Origin of the sequence: Prevotella aurantiaca, from assembly GCF_015262605.1 — a bacterium.
In the GTDB taxonomy this organism is placed as follows: domain Bacteria; phylum Bacteroidota; class Bacteroidia; order Bacteroidales; family Bacteroidaceae; genus Prevotella; species Prevotella aurantiaca.
The window spans coordinates 172,414-194,685 of sequence record NZ_JABZSJ010000001.1 but is presented as its reverse complement, the minus strand read 5'-3'; the positions used below and the strand labels follow the sequence as shown (position 1 = coordinate 194,685).

Annotated in this window: 12 protein-coding genes; 2 read left to right on the top strand and 10 right to left on the bottom strand. The window is 44.2% G+C overall.

The annotated features are described in order from the left end of the window. Nucleotides 1–217: 217 nt before the first annotated feature. The 9 genes from HXN26_RS00690 to HXN26_RS00650 all read right to left on the bottom strand — a co-directional run bounded on the left by HXN26_RS00690 (nucleotide 218) and on the right by HXN26_RS00650 (nucleotide 13,348). Complete coding sequence (locus HXN26_RS00690) at nucleotides 218–1,225, bottom strand: glycosyl transferase family 90 (RefSeq protein WP_273158189.1); 1,008 nt, start codon at nucleotides 1,223–1,225, stop codon at nucleotides 218–220. A 563-nt stretch (nucleotides 1,226–1,788) separates the two neighbouring features. After that, nucleotides 1,789–4,617 (bottom strand): M16 family metallopeptidase, encoded by a 2,829-nt coding sequence (locus HXN26_RS00685; protein WP_337954471.1) that lies wholly within the window; start codon nucleotides 4,615–4,617, stop codon nucleotides 1,789–1,791. A gap of 13 nt (nucleotides 4,618–4,630) precedes the next feature. Further along, nucleotides 4,631–5,866, bottom strand: coding sequence for a DUF4876 domain-containing protein (locus HXN26_RS00680; protein ID WP_273158167.1), 1,236 nt, complete (start codon nucleotides 5,864–5,866; stop codon nucleotides 4,631–4,633). Nucleotides 5,867–5,903: 37 nt separating this feature from the next. Next, complete coding sequence (locus tag HXN26_RS00675) at nucleotides 5,904–7,424, bottom strand: DUF6850 family outer membrane beta-barrel protein (RefSeq protein WP_273158166.1); 1,521 nt, start codon at nucleotides 7,422–7,424, stop codon at nucleotides 5,904–5,906. After that, nucleotides 7,424–7,804, bottom strand: a complete 381-nt coding sequence (locus HXN26_RS00670; RefSeq protein WP_273158164.1) for a hypothetical protein — start codon at nucleotides 7,802–7,804, stop codon at nucleotides 7,424–7,426. The genes HXN26_RS00675 and HXN26_RS00670 overlap by 1 nt, the downstream gene beginning before the upstream one ends. Beyond that, the gene (locus HXN26_RS00665; RefSeq protein WP_273158187.1) at nucleotides 7,801–10,500 is read right to left on the bottom strand and encodes a TonB-dependent receptor; all 2,700 of its coding nucleotides are present in this window, start codon (nucleotides 10,498–10,500) and stop codon (nucleotides 7,801–7,803) included. The genes HXN26_RS00670 and HXN26_RS00665 overlap by 4 nt, the downstream gene beginning before the upstream one ends. Nucleotides 10,501–10,718: 218 nt before the next feature. Beyond that, entirely contained in the window at nucleotides 10,719–11,834 is a 1,116-nt protein-coding gene (locus tag HXN26_RS00660; protein WP_273158162.1) for a leucine-rich repeat domain-containing protein, read from the bottom strand. A 65-nt stretch (nucleotides 11,835–11,899) separates the two neighbouring features. Then, nucleotides 11,900–12,247, bottom strand: coding sequence for a hypothetical protein (locus tag HXN26_RS00655; RefSeq protein ID WP_273158159.1), 348 nt, complete (start codon nucleotides 12,245–12,247; stop codon nucleotides 11,900–11,902). 279 nt (nucleotides 12,248–12,526) lie between these two features. Then, nucleotides 12,527–13,348 (bottom strand): peptidase, encoded by an 822-nt coding sequence (locus HXN26_RS00650; protein WP_273158158.1) that lies wholly within the window; start codon nucleotides 13,346–13,348, stop codon nucleotides 12,527–12,529. A gap of 1,899 nt (nucleotides 13,349–15,247) precedes the next feature. Here HXN26_RS00650 and HXN26_RS00645 point away from each other — a divergent pair. Next, the gene (locus HXN26_RS00645; protein WP_273158156.1) at nucleotides 15,248–18,115 is read left to right on the top strand and encodes a choice-of-anchor J domain-containing protein; all 2,868 of its coding nucleotides are present in this window, start codon (nucleotides 15,248–15,250) and stop codon (nucleotides 18,113–18,115) included. Nucleotides 18,116–18,467: 352 nt separating this feature from the next. On the opposite strand, the gene HXN26_RS00640 is transcribed toward HXN26_RS00645, so the two are convergent. Further along, the gene (locus tag HXN26_RS00640) at nucleotides 18,468–18,779 is read right to left on the bottom strand and encodes a hypothetical protein (protein ID WP_273158154.1); all 312 of its coding nucleotides are present in this window, start codon (nucleotides 18,777–18,779) and stop codon (nucleotides 18,468–18,470) included. A 610-nt stretch (nucleotides 18,780–19,389) separates the two neighbouring features. Between HXN26_RS00640 and HXN26_RS00635 the strand changes: the two genes are divergently transcribed. Continuing rightward, nucleotides 19,390–19,764 (top strand): RidA family protein, encoded by a 375-nt coding sequence (locus HXN26_RS00635; RefSeq protein ID WP_024999778.1) that lies wholly within the window; start codon nucleotides 19,390–19,392, stop codon nucleotides 19,762–19,764. Nucleotides 19,765–22,272: the final 2,508 nt, after the last annotated feature.

Below are 22,272 nucleotides of genomic sequence, written 5' to 3'. Positions count from 1 at the left end.
GGCTGTATATGCTTCGATTTTGATTCTTCTGGCTACTGGTTCATCAGCCTATGCAAAAGTATAAACATTATTTTAAATATGCAAACAAATAGTGAAAAAAACGTAATTACAATTGGTTTGCTGTTGGGTAAGGGGTTGGAAATCTGACGATTGAGTAGTTTTCTAACTTTCGGGAAAGTTGTTATGGATTGTAAGATGCGTTGTTTACACCCCTCCCCTACTTTCTTTCGTCTTCCTTGGCGGTTTCTCTGAAATACTTTTCCAGCACGAGTTGCGCAACGATATACTCGCGGCGAGGATTTCGGAACCTATCTACGTAGGCGTGGGCGTGGTCGATTATGGCTTGCGCCTCGTCGGGGTGGTTGATGTAATGGTTGATTTTGGCTTCCAAATCGGAGTAGTCGGGGGCTACCTCAATGTAGTGATAATCGGGTATGAGGGTGCCTTCCATGAACCATGTTTCGTAGGTTGGGCGCGGCATAACGGCGATTGAGTTCGACGACATCACCCATTTTAGGTTGCTGGCTACGTCGTTTCCTTCGAGTGCCATGATGAATTTGTACGACAAATGTTCGCCGATGGTCATCTTTTCGGTATGCCATTCCTTGAAACTCTTGTCGATAACGCCAATGTTGAACAGCGGATTTCCAAAGAATTTTTTTACGAAATCGTATCTGTTTTGCTTTAGATTGTTGCAGTCGTATTGCCCTATCAGTCCTCTAAACACCACCTTATCTTGCTTGTCGGCATACTTCGTGTGGTCGTTTACAAACAGGAAATGGCGCACACGGTCGAGGTTTAGCAACACCGAATTGGCATTGTTGCCATGTATGGGCCTACTTTTTACGATGGAAGGGATGTCGGAAACCCATGTTACATCGCCCGGATCTAAACGCCATTTAGCGTCGAGCGGAAAGGCTTTTGCGTAGCGGAAAGAGTCTAAATAGTAGACCGATTGACTGGTTTTCTTTTGTTCCGATAGTTTGATAGCCTTTTGCTGAAACAGCGAAAGGTCGATGTCTGCACGGCGCAACTTGTTGTAATACGCTACGCGCTGGGCGATTTCCGACCAGTCTTTGCGCTTTTCGACACCCGATAGCAAGAACTTTCGCAACCACGAAAGCACGAAATGCGGTGTAAGTATCCACAGATAGGACGTTACATAGTATTTCAATTTCGAGTTTTTTCCACTATGAAAGAGATAGTAGAGTTTGCGACTTAGCATATTGTTCATTGCTTTTTATTCTATCGTAAAATGCTTTTTGTAGGGTTGTTACCTTCTGCTAACGCATTGTTCCGTTGGGACTGGTAATCTGAATGCAAAGGTAATGACTTATTTGCGAACTGCACCAACATTGTCTTAAAACTTATTTGCGAACACCATTCAGGCGTTTTTCTCGTTTCCGAAATATTGACAGAAAAAGTGGGGTATATGCTTTCGCATTGCAAAACAGCCTATATTGCGTTGCAAAACAGCCGCTTTTGCCGTGCAATATAGGCACTTTTACATCGCAAAACAGGCTCTTTTAGAAAGTAGGAGTATAAGTGTTGTGTATCAATGTGTTACGAAACGAAGAGCGAAAGAATATTTGTAAAGAAATCGCAGGAGGTTTTTCGTAGCCTACACATTATATATATAAGGTTTAGGGGCGTGGCAATGGTAGGCAGAAAAGCATGAGTAGGGACAAAAAAATGGCTGTTTGCAGCAAGCTACGGCATAATTTTTAAGTTGCCTGCTTACTGAAACAGCCTATAAGCTATGGGGGTTATGCCCCTTGAAACAACAAATTAGTGGTTAGATAAGTCGGTGCTCGACATCGTAACCTCTATGCGGTTTTTCTGGTCGAGTAGCTGTTTAAGTATCAGTTTGACGTCCTCTGTGGTCATTCTATTCACTATTTCTACGAAGTTTGTATCTATATCGGTGCCGTTGTACAGGTCGTTGTACAGCACAAGTTCCCAATAATTGTTTAGTTCCTGCACCTGTTTGTACACCTTAAGTTCGTAGGCTTTCACCTTATCGAGGTCGGTTTGAGCGGGTCCATCAGTCGCTAACTTCTCCAATTGTTCGTATATTATCGGAATAAGAGAGCCGTATTTGCTTGGGTCTGTTTGGAATGCGATGCGCAAAACAGCCTCGTTGTAGGGGTGTTTTTGCAGTGTTGCAGACACCGAAACGCCGTATGTTCCGCCCTTTTCCTCGCGCACTTTGTCGGTATAAACGAAGCGGAGCAGTTGCACGGCAGCATCTAAAAGCAGTTCGTTGCGATTGTTATAGTCCATCTTTCCCTTTATAACGATGGTTGTTGTGGTCGATGGTGTTTTCTGTTCTTTGGTGAATAGCTTCTTCACCTGCCCATCAACGAGGTTGGGTCCAAGCGTTCCCACCTTTTCAAAGTGGTTGTTCGATGGCAGCACAGCCACATATTTGCAGAGCATTGGGCGCAGTCGTGCCATGTCGATGTTGCCCGTTAGTATGAGTTTAAAGTCGGCTGCATTGGCAAAACGCTCTTTATATATCTGCAATATGCGGTCGTAGTTCACCTTCTTTAGCAGTTCGCTGTTCATCGAATGTAGTCTATCGCTTTGGTAAGCAACCTTATGCAAGCTGTCGTTGTAGGCAATCAGGGGGTTCACATGGGCATTCTTGAGGAACTCTTTTTGCTGGCTCATCATGTTTTCGAAGGCTTCTACGTCCTTTCTGGGCTGTGTAAAGTAGAGGTATAGCAGCTGAAATAGCGTCTCAAGGTCCTTTACATTCGAGCTACCTTCCATTCCTTCGGTCTCATCATCGATGTATGGACCAATCGAAATAGGCTTTCCTGCAATCATTTTCTCTAATTTTAGCTCGTCAAACTGGCCTGCTCCGCCTACCGTAGCGCCCGAAATAAGGTACGAAAGGTTCGGCATGTCGTCGTCAGCGTACATGTTTTTGCCGCCCATACTGAAGAGTTTCAACCTCACTTCATCGTCGGCGAAGGTCGTTGGGCGTACATATACACGCATACCGTTAGACAATTGCAACTCGGTATAGCCGTACTTGTATTCCTTTTCAGCCACAATGCGACCCTCAGCAGGGAGGTTTGGTGTTAGTTCCGAAACCATATCTTTCTCTTTATAAGGCGCATAACGCTTCTTTTGTGCCGTAAGTACGAGCTTTTCTATGTCTTTTTTAGATGGCAGCGCAAAGCCTTTTTTCTCTGGTCCGTATAGGGTTACCACCTGATTGCTATTGGTTATGACTTCGCGCATGTACTTATTAACTTCCTCAAGGGTTACTTTTGCGTCGAGTTCCTGCACCAATTGCAACTCAACAGCAGGGTCGATAAGCGGCTCTTCCTCCAGAAAATTCTCTACGCAAGCCTCAACAAGCTCTCTGTTGCTACGCTTGAAGCGGTCGTTATAGCCACTTACAGCATACGAAAGCAGCTCTGCCTTGCCACGTTTCAACTCTTGTTCGGTGATACCGAGACTCCTTGCACGCTCAACTTCGCCTATAATGGTTTGTATTCCGCTGGCTATCGAGTTCTCTTTTAGCACTCCCGACACTTCAAAAGACTCTTTCGTGGAAGCCATAAAGAAGTTTCCATCACGCACAGAGGCCGATATAATGGGCGCATCTGCCTTGCGTGAGAGTTCGTTCAGGCGGTCGTTGATAGCCATTCGTAAGATGCTTGTCATATAATTGTCGGCAAACGGCTGCCAGAAACCTCGTTCTTGGCGTGGTGTAACATCTCTCTTCATGTACAAAGTAAAGTTTACTGTAGGCTGTTCCTTATCGGTTGCCGTGAAGAGAATCATCTTTTTGTTGTCGGGCACTGGGTAGAATATGCGTTCGGCGGCATTGTTCGGCATTTCTATCGTACCAAAAAGGGCTTTAATTTTGCGTTCTATCTGGTCCTCATCAATATCGCCTACCACGATAATGGCTTGCAAATCGGGGCGATACCACTTATGATAATAGTCGCGAAGGGCCTGATATGGGAAGGTTCTAACAATGTTCATATCGCCTATTGGCATACAATCGGCATACTTAGACCCTGCATATATCACGGGCATAGAGGCTTCGGCAAGGCGTTGCATGGCCAGTCCCATACGACGTGTGCGCCACTCTTCTTCTATCACTCCCCTTTCTTTGTCAATCTCTTTATCGGCTAATAAGAGGTTATGGCTCCAGTCGTGGAGGATAAGAAGGCACGAATCGATAATTCCTTCGCGCTTTATGGGGGCAGCAGAGATGTTGTAAACGGTTTGGTCTACGCTGGTATAAGCGTTGAGATTGGTGCCAAACTGAATGCCAACGCTCTCGCACCACTTCACGATACCCGGCTTTTGGTCGTCGCCCGGAAAGTTTTTCGTTCCGTTAAACGCCATGTGTTCGAGGAAATGAGCGAGCCCTCGCTGGTTCGATTCCTCTAAAATAGAACCTACATGTTGCGCTATGTAGAAGTCAGCCACGCCCTTTGTCTTATCGTTATGGCGTATATAGTAGGTTAATCCATTCGGAAGTTTGCCCTTTCTGAAGGTCTTGTCTTGTTCAATTACCCTGTTTTGAGATGGCAACAAGGTGGGAACAAGCATAAAAAACAATAATAGGAATTGTCTGATTGTGTTCATGTTATATCTTATTTTATTTATTTTTTAAGTAGGTAGGCACTGCGTTGGGCTGGAAATCGTAGGTCGAATTGTTGGTATCAATCCACTTCTTGCCCTCCTTTAGTCGTACAACGGCTTTGTTATAACGTTGCTCGTCGGCATCAACATGCCCACAATAAGTGAACCCTTTATCGAGGATTGGCGATATAATATTCCACTCATGGACAGTCGGAACAGCCAGATTTACAGCATCAACGACCCACGAATTGGGTATGAAATACTCGTTTTCGTCCATCGGAATAACGTAATCTCCCTGCTTAAAAGTATAGCCAAACTTGTAGCGATAGTCCTTCATAAAGGTTGCCATATCCACCATTGGACGTACCAAAGCATAGCTTTTTACGCCACGAGTGTGCATTACAAAGGTTCCTTCAAAGTTGGCATACCAGTTCAAAAGGTTCGTTACCTTCGGGTTATCCTGGTCGCCTTCTGGGTTAGAAGTCTTATCAAAGATTTCAAAATCGGCACGGCTCAGGTCGAAAGAGTTGGGGTTTATGGGTCTATGATCGATGGCGGTGAGGGCTATTGTTAGCTCTTCGCCAGGCTTAACAGGGTGATCTCGTCCTGTACCAGGCACCATATAGATGGCATCAATGGTTATGGCTTGGCTCATGATATCGGGCTGATAGTCGTGCTTATCATCGCTTGTGAAGAAGCTTTCGACGAAGCATAGCCCGTCAGCATACATGATAGTGTCGCTGTTGTTGCCTATTTTTATGTATTGGTCGTCGGTGTACATGAAGCCTTGTGGGGTTGTTGTGCCTGTGAAGAATAGCTCTGTGATAACGAAACCTTCCTCTGCTGCAAACACATTTAGTCCTATATTGGTGGCTTTCGATGTGGTTTGAACAACGACATTATCGCGCTTTGCCTTCACCTTTGCCTTTATTTCTTTCTTGTTTAGCTGATATTTTACAACACCGTTCACCGTTAAGTTGTAGGTTCCTTCAGGCAGTGTGATGTTGGCAACGTACTTGTCTTGCTCGGAACGGAAGGCGGTAACGGCATACTCTTGTCGGCTGCTTACGTTGGTCATCACTACTCTTGCCTCTGTTATTTGGGCGTTTTGGATATCTATGGGTAGCTGAAGGTTTATCTCGTGGTCCACAAATTGCCCTCTCTCTTCTACCTCTTTATACTCGTTGCACGATACTAACAGAACGGCAAACAGCAACAACAGTAGTAGGTTTGGCTTGTAGTTTGTTCTCATTTTATATATCATTGTATTTCGTTTTGTTTTATCTTATTTAGAAAGACACACCTACCGACGCATTAAGAAGGGTTTGGCGAATGGTCGAACTTTGGTCGAATTGTATGCCAGCGTTAAGATATAAGCCCACGCCTTCCCACTTTTTAGGATAATAATAGGTGTGTATGGCGGTGCCGAAGGTCCATTGGTGGGCTGTTAAAGCCGCATAGGTGGAGTTCACGAGTTCAGTTATCTTACTGTCCATCAGTGCGTATGGCATTACAATTCGCTTGGAATGGTTGTGGTAATAGGCTGCGTTGCCGCTCCATTCTACGAACCACGACTTTGCATGATGCCACATCCATTGCCATGATAGTGTGCCGTACGACTTTGTATATGCCATTTCTCGCCTTAAATCTACGTAGGTTGCGAGGTCGTCAATGAACCCGAATCGAGCCGAAAAGGTTAGGTTTCGCTTGCTTCCGACGTTGAGAATGCCTCCTAAATAGTAGTCGTAGCGGTTGTCGGAGAACATGGATAGGGTGATAAGCGAGCGATATTCGGTGCTGGAAGAGCTGCCTGCGATGTGTTCTTTGCCGTTTCTTCGCTCTCCGTCAAGCCCCAAAAAGGCGGTCCAACCTATATTTTTGTCGTGCTTCCACCCTACTCTTGCGTTGAAAGTAGTGGTTTCTAATCGTGTAATAGGCAGTGCATTGAGTTCGGTAAGTATGTTTTCGTAAGGCATGAAACGCCCTTCTAACGAAACATAAGCCCCTGTTTTACCATCGTCAGGCGCACACTGTAAGTCGGCAATGATACCTGTTCCTTTATAATAAGCCGACCTTACCGCACCTGCAAAGCGCACGTAATCGCTTCCGAGACCCGTCATGTGATACTCTGGGATAACGCCTAAAGGGTTGTAAAAGTCTACGTTATTGGTTTGTTTATAGGTTCTTGTGCCGATGCCAGCACCTATTTTATAGTTCTTCCATGCATAGTTTGCACCCAAACGGAGCGTCAAATCGGTGGCAATACCGCGTGGACGGGGGTCGATGGTGCGGTATTCGTGTTCCGCTCTAAAGTCTATCAAGGCACCGAAGCTCCATTTTTTCAGTTTCAGAGCATAGCCGCCATTGAACGTGTAGCGTTCGTTCTCCATGTTACCGCCCAACGTATCGGCCATCACATAGGGATAAAGAAGGTCGTAATCGGACGTGGAGTTGAAGCGGACATTGCGCTTTCGCCCTGTCTGATAGGCTGCTGCGCCCCACACTGTATTGCTTTCGTCGAGGCGAAGGTAGGATTTTACGCCAGCAGAAAACAGTGTATGACCGTCTCCTCGCTGCGCTATGAAGGCCTGATTGGCATGCTTATAGCTTGCATTAAGGCCCGCTTGCGTTATTGAAGAGGCGAAAGCAGACTGCAAGAAGGCGGGATTTCGTTGCGACGGAGCCATTACTTGGTTCCAATGGTGTAGGTGTTCGGCTGCTGCTAACGTGTCTTTGTCTTGCGCTTGGGTGGCTATTGACAACAGACAGACTGCCAACAATGTGCAAATTATTTTTCTTTTACCCATCATTACATAAATATAACCGTTGCTGTAAAGCGTGTTGGGTGGTCTATTATCTCTACGTAGTCCTTTGAAGAACGGTAGTATTTCACTCTCTCACTGCCATCGGGATAGCGGCACAACATGGTTCCTTCGGCATCAAGCATATAGGTTCCGCGCATCACATCGAGCCTAATGGTGGTTTTATCGAAGTCGGACGATGCATAAACACGGCTATTCGACAGGTTTTTCAGCGTTACGGTGCCCTGCACTTTCAGCGGTGTTATGCTGTCGGGGAGCTGCAATGTAACCTCAGCTTGCGTATAATAATCGTCTTCTATCTGCTCGCAACCAGTGGTAAAAACAGCCAATAAGAGGGCGAGAAGAAGTGTATAGGGTTTCGACATCATAGTTTTATGTTCATTTCAAGACCGAAATAAGGTGTTACATACCGCCTTATTACGAAGTCGTTGCGTTTATAATCGGGGTGCACGTCCCATAGTTTGTTCACGAAAAGCGCCACCATGAGTTTGTCTTTGAATAGCTTTTTGGTTGCCTTTAGGTTCACATCCATATAGAAAGGTACGGTTTGTCGGTCGAACATACCCTCTGTATAATTGCGCACGAGGTATTGTAAATAGACATCGTTTGCATCGGCTGGGGTGAAAGTATGTATGTTTCCGCTGTCGTCCATATACTGAATGGGCATGTTATCCTTGTGCATCGACTGTTCGGCGGTGTACCAAACACATTGGAAAGACAACGAGAAGCCGAGCTTTAACTTGGGTATTGCGGTGTCGAAAGTGAAGTTTGTGTTCACCATTTCGCGTATAAACCCCTCGTCGTCTTTATAGATTCCGACCAGCTCGAGGGGCCTTCCGCCCACCGTTTTAACGGGCTTATACATGATAGGAAGGGAGTTATGATACTCCGTTTTAAACCATGCTCCACTGATGGTAAGGCGTGTATTGACAACTGGAAAGCGCATGGTGGAGAGCATCCACTCTATGCCTCGCTTATAAGTTCGGCTGCCGTTAGACGTGTGTTCATACGAGCGCAGAACGTTACGCAGGGTATAGGGCAAGGTGGAAACATCGGGTTTGGCGGTCAAGGCATCGGCATTTACACCAGAAGCGTCGTACTCTTTGTACTGATAAGGGGCATAAACGCTCATCGAACGGAAGCCCGATTTCATGTCTTCTACAAAGTATGTCATGGTAAGACGGTTGCCTGCCCAGTCTACATCTCCCTTTATTTCCCACTTCAAATTGCGTGCTGCTGTAAGCTCATAGTTGGTCGGATCGATGACGTAAGTCTGCAAATACATTCTCCGAAACTCTGGTTTGGGGTGGTAATAGTTCAGTTCTACGATGTCCATATAGGCGGGTTCGGGGTATAAGAGGTCGATGGTGGGGAACATACTGTGCCACCCTATACCGCCAGTAAGGCCGATTGTCATTCGGTCTTTGCCTACGACAAAAGAAGGAAAGGTCCACCCTACATTGGCTCGGGGGTCTATATTCACCTTTCCATGTGTGGCAAATTGGTTGTTGATGCCTAACATTGTTTCGGCACGAAGACCTGCTTCGATGTCGAGTTTGCTGCTGCCGACGCCCATACTGATGCGTTCTTCCACGTAGCCTGCCAGCATTTGCGAGGCTGGAATGGCTGAATATTTGCGCGGACGGTACGACGTTCCTGTATAAACAGGGTGCAAACGGTCGTATATCTGACCTTCGCCTACGTTGCGGTCCATCTGATAATCGGCTCCCACCAACAGCGAATTGGACACGCCTGGAATGGGTATGCTGAACGAAGCGTTGCCCTTTAGATACAAACTAAGGGGGCGGCCGTCTACTGTATGTGTGGCTATGTAGTTGTAAGGCGATATCAATACGGCATCGCTTTCGCCGTTTGTCATGGTCATTGCGGCTGGTGTGTCGCCATTGAGCTGTACCATTTTGGTGCGTTCCAGTATGTTTTTCTCGTACGAAAATGATGCCGACAGCTCTAAACTGCGGAAGAGCGAGCGGTCGATATTGCTGTTCATGTTGAGCGAAAGACTCGTTGCATAGCGGTTATAGGCAGAGCGATACTTGTCTACTCCGCCATGGTTGAATTGCGAATCCACCTTATCGTTGTCGAAAGAACCGCCATAATCGAAGCTGAGCATGGCTCCGTAGTTCATCTTTTGGGTGGTCCATTGCTTGTTCAGACGAGCCGAAAGAGTAACACGTTTGTAGGTTTCGAGCAGGTTGCGAGGCTCTGCTTTGTTGTCGAGATAGTCGGCACTGAGGTTGAGCGACAGCTTCGATGGTTTCCATTCGAAGCCTTTCGAAAGATAGAAAAGCTTGGTATCCATGTCGGCTTTAAAGCGTGCTGCAAGGTCGTTGCCACCTTTGCGACGTTTCACCTTTACGAGTCCGCTGGTTAAATCGCCATATTGCACGGAGGGAATACCACGTATTATGGTTACTTCCTGTATGTCGTCGGTAGACAAGGTGCGCATATCAACCCCCGCATTGGCAAAGTTTCGCTTTCCAGAAGTGCGGTCGAGAGCGCCCGAAAGGTATTGCATGTTGCCGTTAGTGCTTACGGGTGCGCCGTCAATAACGAAGCGTGTGCCGAGCGAAGAGGTGTTGTACTGACTGCTTCCGATGCCTGTTTCGCGCAGGTTGATGGTGTTAGGCACGTTCAGATGGGGGTCGTTGGCACGTCCACCAGGCAGAAGTTCCACCAAATCGGCAAAGCTTGAGGGTTGCAAATGCTGCATAGCTTGCTTGCTAATGGTCGATGCGCTGGACAGTCCGTGCCCTTCTTGTGCGGTAACAACAATCTCTTGCAGTTCGTTTACATCGGTTTGCAAGTGGTAAACGCCCTCTTTTTGGGGACGCACCGTAAGGGGTTTGTAGCCGATATAAAATATTCTAACCGACTTATTGAAGCCGTTGGACAAGACGAAAACGCCGTCCTGGTCGGTTACGGCAATAATGTTTTTGGTGCCTTCTGCCATGATGGTGGCACCTATTATAGGTTCGTTGGTGCCTTTCTCCAATACTTTACATCGTATTTGAGCTACTGCTATTTGGAGAAATAAGCACCCCATAAGGGTAAATAATGTTCTCTTCACAATTGTAATATGCTGCTGTGTTGCATACTGTTTCGTGCTGGTGCCGATGCAAGCAAAGGCTTATGACGATATTACTAAAACCTTTTCAGTGTGCCACGATGGCTTAGTAATATCGTCATCAGCCTATTGTTGCCCCTTGTGTTCGCTGCCTTTGAGGCAGGAACGTTGTGCAACGGCAGTTGAAATAAGGGTGATTACTTCAGGAGTATCTTCTTTCCGTTGTGGATATAGATGCCCTTTGCTGTTGGTTTAGCAATGCGGCGACCCATCAAGTCGAACCATTTGTCTGTGTCGTTGGCTTTCACCGAAACAGCGTCGATGCCTGTTACAGCCGACGTAATCTCTACCCATGCAAACATTTCCTTATTGCCTTTTGCCTGCTTAGGGGTCCAACCACGTGCTTTGATGGCTGCAATTTGCTCGTCGGTAAGTTCGTTTTGCTCGTTTTCAAACAGACCGTTGTACACGCAAAGTTCGCGTTCTTCGCCTTCTGTTTCCTTTGTTAGGCTCTGAATAAGTGCGTTTAAGCCTTCGCCTTTGAGCTTGTTGCACCAACAAGAAACATAGTTAAGGTCTGACTTTCCAGACAGGTTGAGGGTTGTAAGCAGGTTTCTGCTGCATTCGAGAGTGGTGAGATTGGTGTTATTTGTGAGGTCGAGTGCTTCTATTCCGTTGCCATTTATCCATAGTTCTTCCAGCTCTGTAAGCTGCGAAAGGTCGATGGTTGTGAGATTAGGGTTATCGCCTACGTGCAAGGTTCTAAGGAATTGAGCCTGCGAAAGGTTCAGGTTTGCAACCTGTGTGCCTTGCAACGAGAGTGTCATGAGGGCAGAAGCAGGTGCGAACTTTACGGAAGTAAGGTCGGAACATGCGGTTGCCCACACTTCGGTAAGGGCTGCATTGTTCGACAAATCGAGTGTTGTTAAAGGGTTTTCGTTCACTCTTAAGGTGGTCAATTTGCTGGCTCCGCTAACGTCAATGTCTTTGATTTCCTGCCCAACAATGGTCAAATAGTTCACATCACCATGTATGGTTATCTCTGGCGAAGTAACGGTTAGATAAACTTTCTGCTGCACTATTGCTTTCTTAGTGGCACCCTCGAACGAGATGTTAGTGCCCTCTTCGGGGTTAGCATCCTTTACATCGCCGTCGTCGTCTAAGCCATCGTAGACAAAGATTTCCATGCTAATGGTAGACCCAACCGCCTTGTTGGTCTTGAATTTGATAACGCCTTGACCTACTTCAGCCTTTATTTCTGAAGTAGAAAAGAATAAAACACACAGGGTAAGTGCTAAGTATAATCTTCTCATGTTTTGTTTTTAAACTTATTTTAATATTTATTTTTAATAACTGGACTGCAAAGGTAAGCACACGTTTATGAATAAACAATACTTAAATGTAGGTAAAAAGTTGTTGCCCTTAGGCGGCTAATACCTATTACTAACGGCAAGGAAACTTTGCGAAAAGGGTTGTGGCGAGGGGTGTTTTCCGCTCTGGCGATGGTTGGTTTCGGTTGCAATGAAAACCACTTCCGACTATCTATAATCTTTACGTTTTCTATATTGCTTTTCAAAAGTGCCTGTTTTGCGTTGCAAAAGAGCCTATATTGCAGCGCAAAACAGGCACTTTTACCGTGCAAAACAGGCGCTTTTGCAACGCCATTGCTTAGGTGTTGATAATCAAAGAGTTGCGTAGGGTGTGCGAAGATGATATTTGTTGCCATTTTTACAGCATATTATAGGCTTGGAAATGGCAGCAGAATGTGTTTTATGGTAGGTATTTCGTGATGATGAACTACGTTTAAATGTGTTTTGTTGTGCGTGTTAAGTGATGATGAATAATGTTTGAACGTATTTTGTTGTGCGTGTTGAACGACGATGAATCAGGTTTGTCTGCGTTGCAGAACCGATGAGACAAAAAAGTGAGAACGCCAAAAGTAGCGTTCCCACATTATATAAAAAGGAGACAGGAATGCGCTGTTAGGCACACCTGCAAATTCGTTTTACTTCTTTACAACCTTCTTTCCGTTTACGATGTAAATGCCTTTCGGAAGGTCTTTCAGCTCGCCCGACATGCGTGTACCGCTGAGCGTGTAAGTGGCTTTTGCAGTTGTGGTAGCGTCAGAAGAGGTAGAGTTGATGCCCGTAGAGCTGGTAATAACCACTGGACTCGTTACCATTTTACCATCAAGAGCCACGTAATGCTTTGCAGCATCGAACGTTGCGCCCGAAGGTTGGGTGATATTGCAACCCTCCAACGTAAGCGATGCGATGTCAACGATAGACCCTCTTTCAGTTCCTTCGGCCGTTACGTTAGCGTTTTTGATGGTAATATGTTCGCTGCTGCCGTTAAATCCAGCAATGCCATATATAATACTCTTAGCCGTTACGGTGCAGTTTTCAATGGTAAGATCAGCTTCGTTGGCATAAATACAGCACATATTTTCGCTCTCAGTATTCAGTATTCCTCCGCCTGTAATGGTCAGTGGCTTTCTAAAAGCGATGGCAGCGAACTCTGCCGTAACGAAGTTCGATTCGAGAACCCTAATCTTCAATCCGTCGATTTCCGAGTAGATGGCCTCGTTCGTAGCCCCTTTAATTGTAACATTCTTCATTGTTAGGGTTTTGGAATCAGGGTTGTAGCTTAACGTTCCGCTTACCCCTTCAATGGTAGAGAGGTCTTGGCAGTTTAAAGAAGTAACCTTTGTACCCGCAATTTTCAGTGCGTACTCGGTTTGTGCCAGAGTGTTTTGTGGCATGGCAAACATTGCAACGAACATTGCAGCTGTGGCTACATACATGCTTTTAAGTATTTTTTTAACCATTGTTTAAGTTGCTTTCCTATTGAAACTCCTTACGAGAGCAACGCCGTATCGAAAGCGTGGGCGTTTGATAAGTTAATCAATCTATGCTTATATGTTGTTATTTGCCACTATGAATATATGCAAAAATAGTTTATTTGTTTTGTATTATCAAATATTTTATCATGTTTTTCAATAATTATGTCGATGAAAGGAGAAAATAGGAGCGTTGTTGTTCCGACTTGGAACAGCGAAAATTGAAGTTCGAAGTCGGAGTGATGGAAGGCAGATAAAGTAAGAAATGCAGTGGGTAGGAGGTATGCTTGTAGCGTTTCTAAACTTGGCAGAAAGTGTAAAGGCATTCGTAATGTAGCGTTTCTCAACTTGAAAGAAAGTGTAAAGGCATTAGTAAGGCAGTGTTCCGAAGTCATTAAGGCAGTGGGAAACATTCGAAACCGTTATGAAAGCATACCCATAAAAAAGGAGCGCAACCTAAGTTGCGCCCCCACGGTGTTTTTTCAGTGTTAATTAATTTTAGTAATGAAAAAACGCGGTGTGATAGAGTTCACCGCCATGCCTTGCTTTATTTGCTTAGCATTATGTTATAGTTTATTGTTTGTTTCTGTCTATTGAACGAGCCATCTTGCCCAGCATCATCACACTACACAGTGTATCTATGCTTTGCTTTCCGTCGATGGTGGTCCACTACAATGCAAGAGAGTGCTTTGCTTTTTGGGGGGAATAGCGCACCTAACGCGGTGCACAGAGTTGTCTCAGAGATATTGTTGCAGTGGGCTGCTGCCGTTTTTAGTTTGCCATGCAGTCTTAAAAATCCTGCCATGCTGCGGTTTCATTCCTTCAATGCTGCGGTTGAAAGTCTGCTATGCAACCATTTCATTTCTGCCATGCAACGCTTTGAATTTCTCAATGTTGCTGTAAAACTTCTGCAATGCAGTCTTTATTAGTCTGCTATGCAATCGTTTCATTGCTGCAACGCAACCTTTCTAATTCAGCAGTGCAACCATTTCATTGCTGCAACGCGGTCAGTCATTGTCTGTAACCTCAGCTGTATCCAACTATAAAGTTGGCTTTTACAGCCTGCAGCACAGGTTTTTACGGCCTACGTTTTTTTAGTTTTCAGCCTGTGTTTTTGGCACACTGGTCTTTCAGTTTTTCGCTTTGTTGTCTGCAACATTTGCTAATCGACCTACAATTTTTGGCTCAGTGGTCTTGCAACATAAGCTTTTTCAGACTCCAATTTTTCGCTTCTCAGCTTGCCATTTTGTCTGTTTTAGCCCTTTCAAATTCTCCTTTTGTTGTCTGCAACATAGGCAAATCAGCCTACGAATATCTACTCTGAGGCTTCAATGTTAAGCTTTATAGTCTGCAACGGCACTCATGTGTCAGCAACGCAGAGGTCTTATTATATAATGTAAGACGTTGTTGCGGTGGCGCATAAAAAGCGTCTCCCCGTTGCAGCTCAGCTATAATGCCCAGCTCCTAAATGTATTCGAGTTTTTGTTAATAGCGTCCTCTCCATCTCAGACTCCCGTCAAAGATAAACCTTATAGGAGGTTTGGGCTTTTTCTTTAATTACAATAGATTTAACAAATATATTTTAGCTGCCTCTTACTTGTACTGCAAAGATAGATATTTTATTTGATAATGTCAAATATTTTTGCCATTTTTTTTAAGTTTTTTTGCTGTGTGCCTTAACAGAACAATACTCTTTTACCTTATAAAAAGACCACCGAAATGTTGCAAGAAATACACTTTTTTACAGCAATTTACCGATAAACGATAACAATTTGCCGATAAATAGAAAGCAATATTGTAATTTTTCTTATGTATTTATACGTTTATCAGAAAATAATAGCTATTTTTGCAGCCGAGAAATCTATTATTTTTAAGTTTTACCTAATTATGAAGAAGAAAACTTTATTAGCATTATTGCTGTGCCCTTTGACTTTACAGGCACAAAATGTAAAGCTGCCTTGGAGCCAAAGCTTCATGGACGAGCAATCGATGGAGCGCTTTACAGTGCTTGACGCCAACGTAGACGACCAGGCATTTAAGTTTAACGAAGCAACCATGGCTGCCTCTTGTGTACGTACGCAAGACGCTGACGACTGGTTGGTAAGTCCTGTTATCGCATTAAAAGCAGGCAAAACCTACGAAATTACCTATACCATTAGTGGCGAATCGTCAAACGCTACCGAAAGCTACGAGGTGAAAATAGGTAAGGACAAGACTGTTGCAGCCATGACAAAGACCATCGCTGCCAAGACAACAGCACCTGCCGACTTTATCGAAAAGCAAGCCGTTACCGTAACATTCAGTGTAGATGCCGACGGCGAATACTATATTGGCTGGCATTTCAACACCGAGATGCAGCTCGAGCCAGGTTCGTTTAACATCTATAATATAGAACTAAAAGAGAAGTTAGGAGCCGCTGTGCCAGCCGCAGTAGGCAACGCTAAGGTTACACCAGCACCTAACGGAGGCAACTCAGCAGACATTATGTTCAACGCACCAGCTACCAATCAGGCAGGCGCAGCATTGTCGGCACTCACCAAGATAGAAGTATATCGTGGCGAAGAATTGGTAAAGACATTCAACAATCCTACACCAGGTGCAGCGTTGAACTTTACCGATACCAACGTGCCCAACGGCAAAACAACATATAAGATTACCCCATTCAGTGCCGATGGCGAAGGTTCTTCAGTTGAATTAGAAGCCTTTGTAGGTTTCGATATTCCTGCTGCAGTGGGCAAAATCAGCTTCACTTACAACAACGGAAAGGCAAATGTGAAGTGGGATAAGGTAACAACAGGTGCCAACGGAGCCTACGTAAACCCAGACAATATTACCTATACACTCCGTCGCGGTAAGGTTACTGAAATTGCAAAGGGCCTCAAAGCCACCACATACGAAGATACACCACCAGCTCAAGACGAGCAAGAAGCATTGGCTTATGTGGTATCTCCAGTCAACGAAGCAGGCGAAGGCGCACGCACCTATTCTAATATTGTAGTAACAGGTAAGCCTTACGCTCTTCCACTTAAGGAATCGTTTGCGAACGGAAAGCTCTCTTACTTCTGGTTGGTAGACTACGACAAGCGCAGCCGTTGGTCTCCATTCCACGACGAGTCAAGCTATGCTCAAGACGGCGACCATGGTTTTGCTGGCTTCACACCTATGATGGAAGGCGAGTGGTCGTTGCTTGAAACAGGTTTGATCGACCTCGGTAACGCTAAAGACCCAATGCTTACATTCTACATTAAGACCCACCAGAACTCTGAAGACATATTCAAAATCTGGGTTTCTAAGGAATATGGAACACCTGAAACACTGCTTACTGTAAACTTAGAAGAGGTAAATATCCGCGAATGGATAAAGGTAGAGCTTCCTTTAAAGAAGTTTGTTGGCTCTAAATTCATACAGATTGGCTTCGACTACAAGGGCATAGCACACAACAGTAACATCTATGTCGATAACATCAACATCTTCGATCGTAAGGCAAACGACCTTGCAATCAAGATGAAAGAGGCTCCTGGCCGCTTGCGAGTAGACAATCCTGCGAAGGTAGTTGTTACCGTAACCAACAACGGTGCAAGCGATGCTAACAACTATAAAGTAGTGGTTTACAACGACAATAAGGTTATCACAAGCGTTAATGGTGTTGCTGTACCAGCTGGAAAGACAGTAGAAAACACCATCACCTTCACACCAGAGCGCAACATTGGCGACCAAGTGAAACTCTATGCGAAGCTCGAAGTAGCTGCAGATGAGGACGCAACCAACAACACAACCGAAACCATTACCTTGCCAGTGAACTATCCTGTTTATCCAACAGCGAAAAACTTGCAAGCTACTGCAGGTGCTAAGAACACCCTAACATGGACCGTTCCAGATGCACCACGCGCTACAAACGAAGTTGTAACAGAAAGTTTTGAAGACTATGCAGACTTCGCTAACAAGAACATTGGCGAATGGTTGCTCTACGATGTAGACAATCACACCACCTATGGCTTTAACGAAAGCACCTTCCCAGGCATGGGAGAACGTCAGGCTTGGACCGTTTTCAACTACTCAACAACTACTCCTGCCAGCGGCAATGGCTGGAAGGGACACACTGGCGATAAGGTTCTTATCTCGTTCGGAGCACCTTATGCCATCACCGAAAACTGGCTTGTATCGCCTGAACTCCCTGCTACTGCACAGTCAATCAGCCTCTGGGAGAAGGCATACAACGGCGCAGGCAACGAAACTTACGATGTTCGCTACTCTACAACAGGCTTCAACCGCGAAGATTTCCAAGTTCTTAAGGCAAAGCACGTAGTACCAACATCGTGGACAAAGGCTGAATACACCTTGCCAGAAGGCACCAAGTATTTCGCTATCGTAGCATCAAGCACCGACGGATACGCAACACTTATCGACGACATCAGCTTCCTTCCTGCATCAAAGGCAGCTCAACAGCTTACACTCATCGGCTATAACATCTATCGCGATGGCGTGAAAGTGAACGCAGCACCAGTAGCAGGCACTTCGTTTACCGACGAAATGGGCGGCGCACACATCTACAACGTAACAGCCGTTTACGATAAGGGAGAAGCTCGTTTCTCTAATTCTGCAGAAGTAACAGCTGCTGCTGGCATCGTTGAAGTAGACGCAACAGCCGAAACTAACGACGAGAACGCGCCACGTTACGATGTATCTGGTCGTCGTGTTTCTAAGGATTACAAGGGTATTTATATCAGTAAGGGTAAGAAACACATCGCAAAATAACGAAAAATTCCAGTTTTTTCATAGAACTCACGTGGGTGCACCAACTGTTAGGTGCACCCATTTTTTGTTCCCCTCCACTTCTTTTCGTCCTCCACCAGCCACACCCTTACACCTTATATATATAAGGGGGACGCTGCATCTATATATGGCGGAACGTGCGAAATCCGTCCTGCGATTTCTTTACAAATATCCTTTCGCTTTCAGTTCTCTAACCTATTGATTATCAATACATAGCGAATGGCTTTGCAAAAGAGCCTGTTTTGCGTTGTAAAAGAGCCTATATTGCACGACAAAAGCGGCTGTTTTGCAACGCAAAACAACCGCTTTTACTTTTTTAGATATACACCCCGACTTATTCGCTCGGCATGATTTGATGCAGACGGGCGCGCTTTATGTCCAATCGCATAGGGTGCATGATGTGCTGCTGATGGTGCAACAGCAAGTAACGCTCGGCTACGGGACGCACCCGAATGTTCTTTCTCTCGCGTGTCTTCTCGAACATTCCTGACGGATTTTGGTGCGGAACAACATTCAATACCTTGAAAACCTTCTTCACAATACTAAGGAAACTGAGCGGCATTCCGCGCTCGTCGAGCAGCAAACCCGATTCCCACACAAGGTGAGAAAGCTCGATTAGGTCGGTTTTAGTACTGGTCCAGCGCAACCCTTCGTCTGGTTCTCGGTTCATTAACTCGGAAAAATCGGCTACAATCACAGCCCTAATCCTGTCTACATCTTCGCGCGTCCAACGACGATCGCCTACCTGAGTTTTTGTTAATAGCGTCATTTTGTTTAATAATAATTTTGTGGGAAGCAGAGCAAACACACGCGGCGCACACTCCGCTCGCCCGAAAAAGTAATTAAGGTTAATAATTCTCTGGTGGCACACACCTGGCTAAGGTCGTTCTAAAACGGCTGTGCGACCACAATAAACAACATCGAAAACAAGTCTGTGCTCACGCTTCTAACTCGTCTCAACTGCAAAAATAGAGATCAATAATGCAATATATGTGCAATCAGAGAAAAACATTTGTTAAATATAACTAACCCTATCGCTATCCCATAACCTACCACCGAAGACACGGAAGACAAAAAAACGAAAAGCGAACGGCACATTTCCTGTTTTCAAAAAAAGTTCGTACATTTGCAGATACCAACGTTTTCGGAAAGCTAAAAGGGTAGCTATCAGCTTGACTGGAGCATTTGCCGTAGCCAGAAAACGCACTTTTTGAGTAACAGAATAGTAAGTTTAACAATTTTATCAAACTAAAATTATGAAAGTAATAAACACAAGCAAAGCTCCTAAAGCTATTGGTCCTTACAGCCAAGCCATCGAAGCTAACGGTCTCGTTATCACATCTGGACAGCTCCCTATCGACCCTGCAACAGGCGAATTCGCACCTGGTGGCATCAAAGAACAAACTCGTCAGTCGCTCACAAACGCCAAAGCTATTCTCGAAGAAGCAGGCATCGGTCTTGGAAACGTAATGAAAACTACTGTATTCCTATCGGATATGAACGACTTCGCAGCTATGAACGAGGTGTACGCTGAGTTCTTCAACGAACCATTCCCAGCTCGTTCGGCTATCGCTGTAAAGACTTTGCCAAAGAATGCGCTCGTAGAAGTGGAGTGCATCGCAGCAAAATAAGCTGACGAACAGCACAGAAAGAAACTATAAAACGAAGAAGGCAGGTTCTAAAAACCATACGTCTGAGCAGACTTTTCTGCAAAAACGGGGGTTAGAACCTGCCTTCTCTTGATGAATAAACACAGAAAACACCAAAACATAACAATACTTTCGCCCCATTTTTTCGCCCTTTATACGTTAGTAAAGCGCAGGAAGCATAAAAACATAATAGCATTTTCGCTCCATTTTTTCGCCACTGAAACATCTGAAAAGCACAAGAAACACCAAAACATAGCAACGATTCACAACATTTTTCCCGCCACTCAAACAACTATAAAATACAAAAAACACTTCACTTTATTGTATATTTATTAACTCAAACTCCCCTTCTTTTCCATTCAATCTATGGATATTTATGTCAATTCCTCCGTTTTATAATCTTCTCATTTCATACACCTGAAAACGCCAAAAGCCCCCTCTTCCCACTTCTCACCGCCCACCTAGTACCCCTATTCTCCCTAGTCCCCCTATTCACCCAACAATCATCGCCAACCGACCCCACCTCCAATACACTGCAAAACCCTATCTGCGACAAAAAGGGAGGGTCGCAATGACGCTTAGTTAAAATCATCATTGCGCAATAACGAAATATCTCTTACATTAAAACAAGAACTTTATCGCTTCACTTAGAGTATCATTTTCTCTATCATTATATATAGATTATATAGGAACCGCTAACTATCTGACACTCAATTTCCCCCGCTTTCACACGACGACACATTAGTAAGTTAGCTGCGACAAATATGGAAATGCGCTGCGACATATATGTAATCTTCCTGCGACAAATATGTAAGTGTGAGGCAATATAGCACGACATAAAGGGAGAATTGGTGCGACATAAAGGGAATTTTTCACTTTTTTGACGCCAAAGAAGAACAGTTTTACCCTCTTAAATCGCTCTTTTCGTTTATAAATTGCCCCTCCCCCACCCCTTCAGATATGTATTATGATGCACTAAACTGCCTTTTCACCTTTACATTTATAATGTTATAACACTTTGAAAACATGTAAGATATAAAACTATAAAGCCATCACGCGACACAAAGGGAATATACTTTAGAACCTTAAAAAACTATTGTTAGCGACAGAATGGGAACAAACTACGACTTCATACTAATTGTTTCGTCTTTTCAAGGATATACAAACATTAAACTGCCCAGTTTCTGCACTTATTCTTTCCGTGCCTGTTTATTTAGCTGTTAGCTTCTTATTTGCATGCTGCTTCCCCTCTGCAAACAGCCTGTTTGTCGGTGTTTTAAGTTTAAAACCCTCAATCTTAACGCCCATCTTGCAGTTTTTTGCCCTTAAAACCTCTTACTTTCGTGTTCTCCAACAGTTCAAAATTCACTGAATACAAGCAACAATGAAGTTTCAACTAAGATTGGTTGCAAGTATTTCCGGGTCTAATTCATCTTTTTTAATGCGCCTATTTATTGCGTTTTCTGCCTTTTAAAGCGTTTTAAGTCTAATGTTGGGGTATTCCCACTCTTGCGTTCTTATTCGCTTCTTACGCCCTGTTTTTCCTCTCTTAACCCACTGATACATTGACTATTTTCTCTATTTATCTGCACACACTCATTTCCCTTTCACGCTCAAAATTTCTATCTTTGCACCCATTTCTCCCACCCATCTCCACCCTTTTAAATACCTTTCCAACACCGTTCAGTTTTCTCTCCCCATTTGTCGCACTTATATTAAAAAGGTATTCTTCCCTTTTTGTCGCACCATACAAACGCAACCGTTTCTTCCAATCTTACTAATTTGTCGCTCACTTATATGCTCTCACTCGTCTAAAAAACTACTTTTGTCTTCCAAAACCACCCTTCTAATGCTCTAAAACCATGCTTTTAAGCGCGACATATTAGGAACAAATAATGCAGAATCGTACGTTATCGCACTTAATTTAACCTGTTTAAATACAGATAAATAACGCTTTGGACTACAGAAAAGGTTAAAGTATTCACAAAACTTTTCACTTTTTTGTCGCCGTTCGCCTTTAATACACCGCTTATCCTTTATGTATATCAATGAGTTACGATGTCTTTTACACACCTAAAACGTATATTCCCCATTTGTCGCACATAGGTTTCACCCTATTCTTATTCCCTTTTTGTCGCACGAAATCTATCTTATTCCGAAGAAATGACTAATCTATTTTATTTCCATACCGACAATTTCACTAATTTGACATTTCTTTTTTGTTTTACAATCTAAACTTTCTTATATTTTTTTCTCTATTTTGTTGTCAAACTACCCAAACTTTTTTGCATCAAAATTTCCTCCATATTTGTCGCTCAGATATTTGAGTTTTCAGTTTTTAATCTTTATTTTGGTTAACTAAAAACATATTTTCTAATGTCTATTTTTTTCTACTTTAAACCGTATTTTTCTAATCTTTATATACTTACCCTTTCATTTTCGTTTTTAAATAACTGCTCCCCACCCTCTCCAAATCATTATATTTAAGAT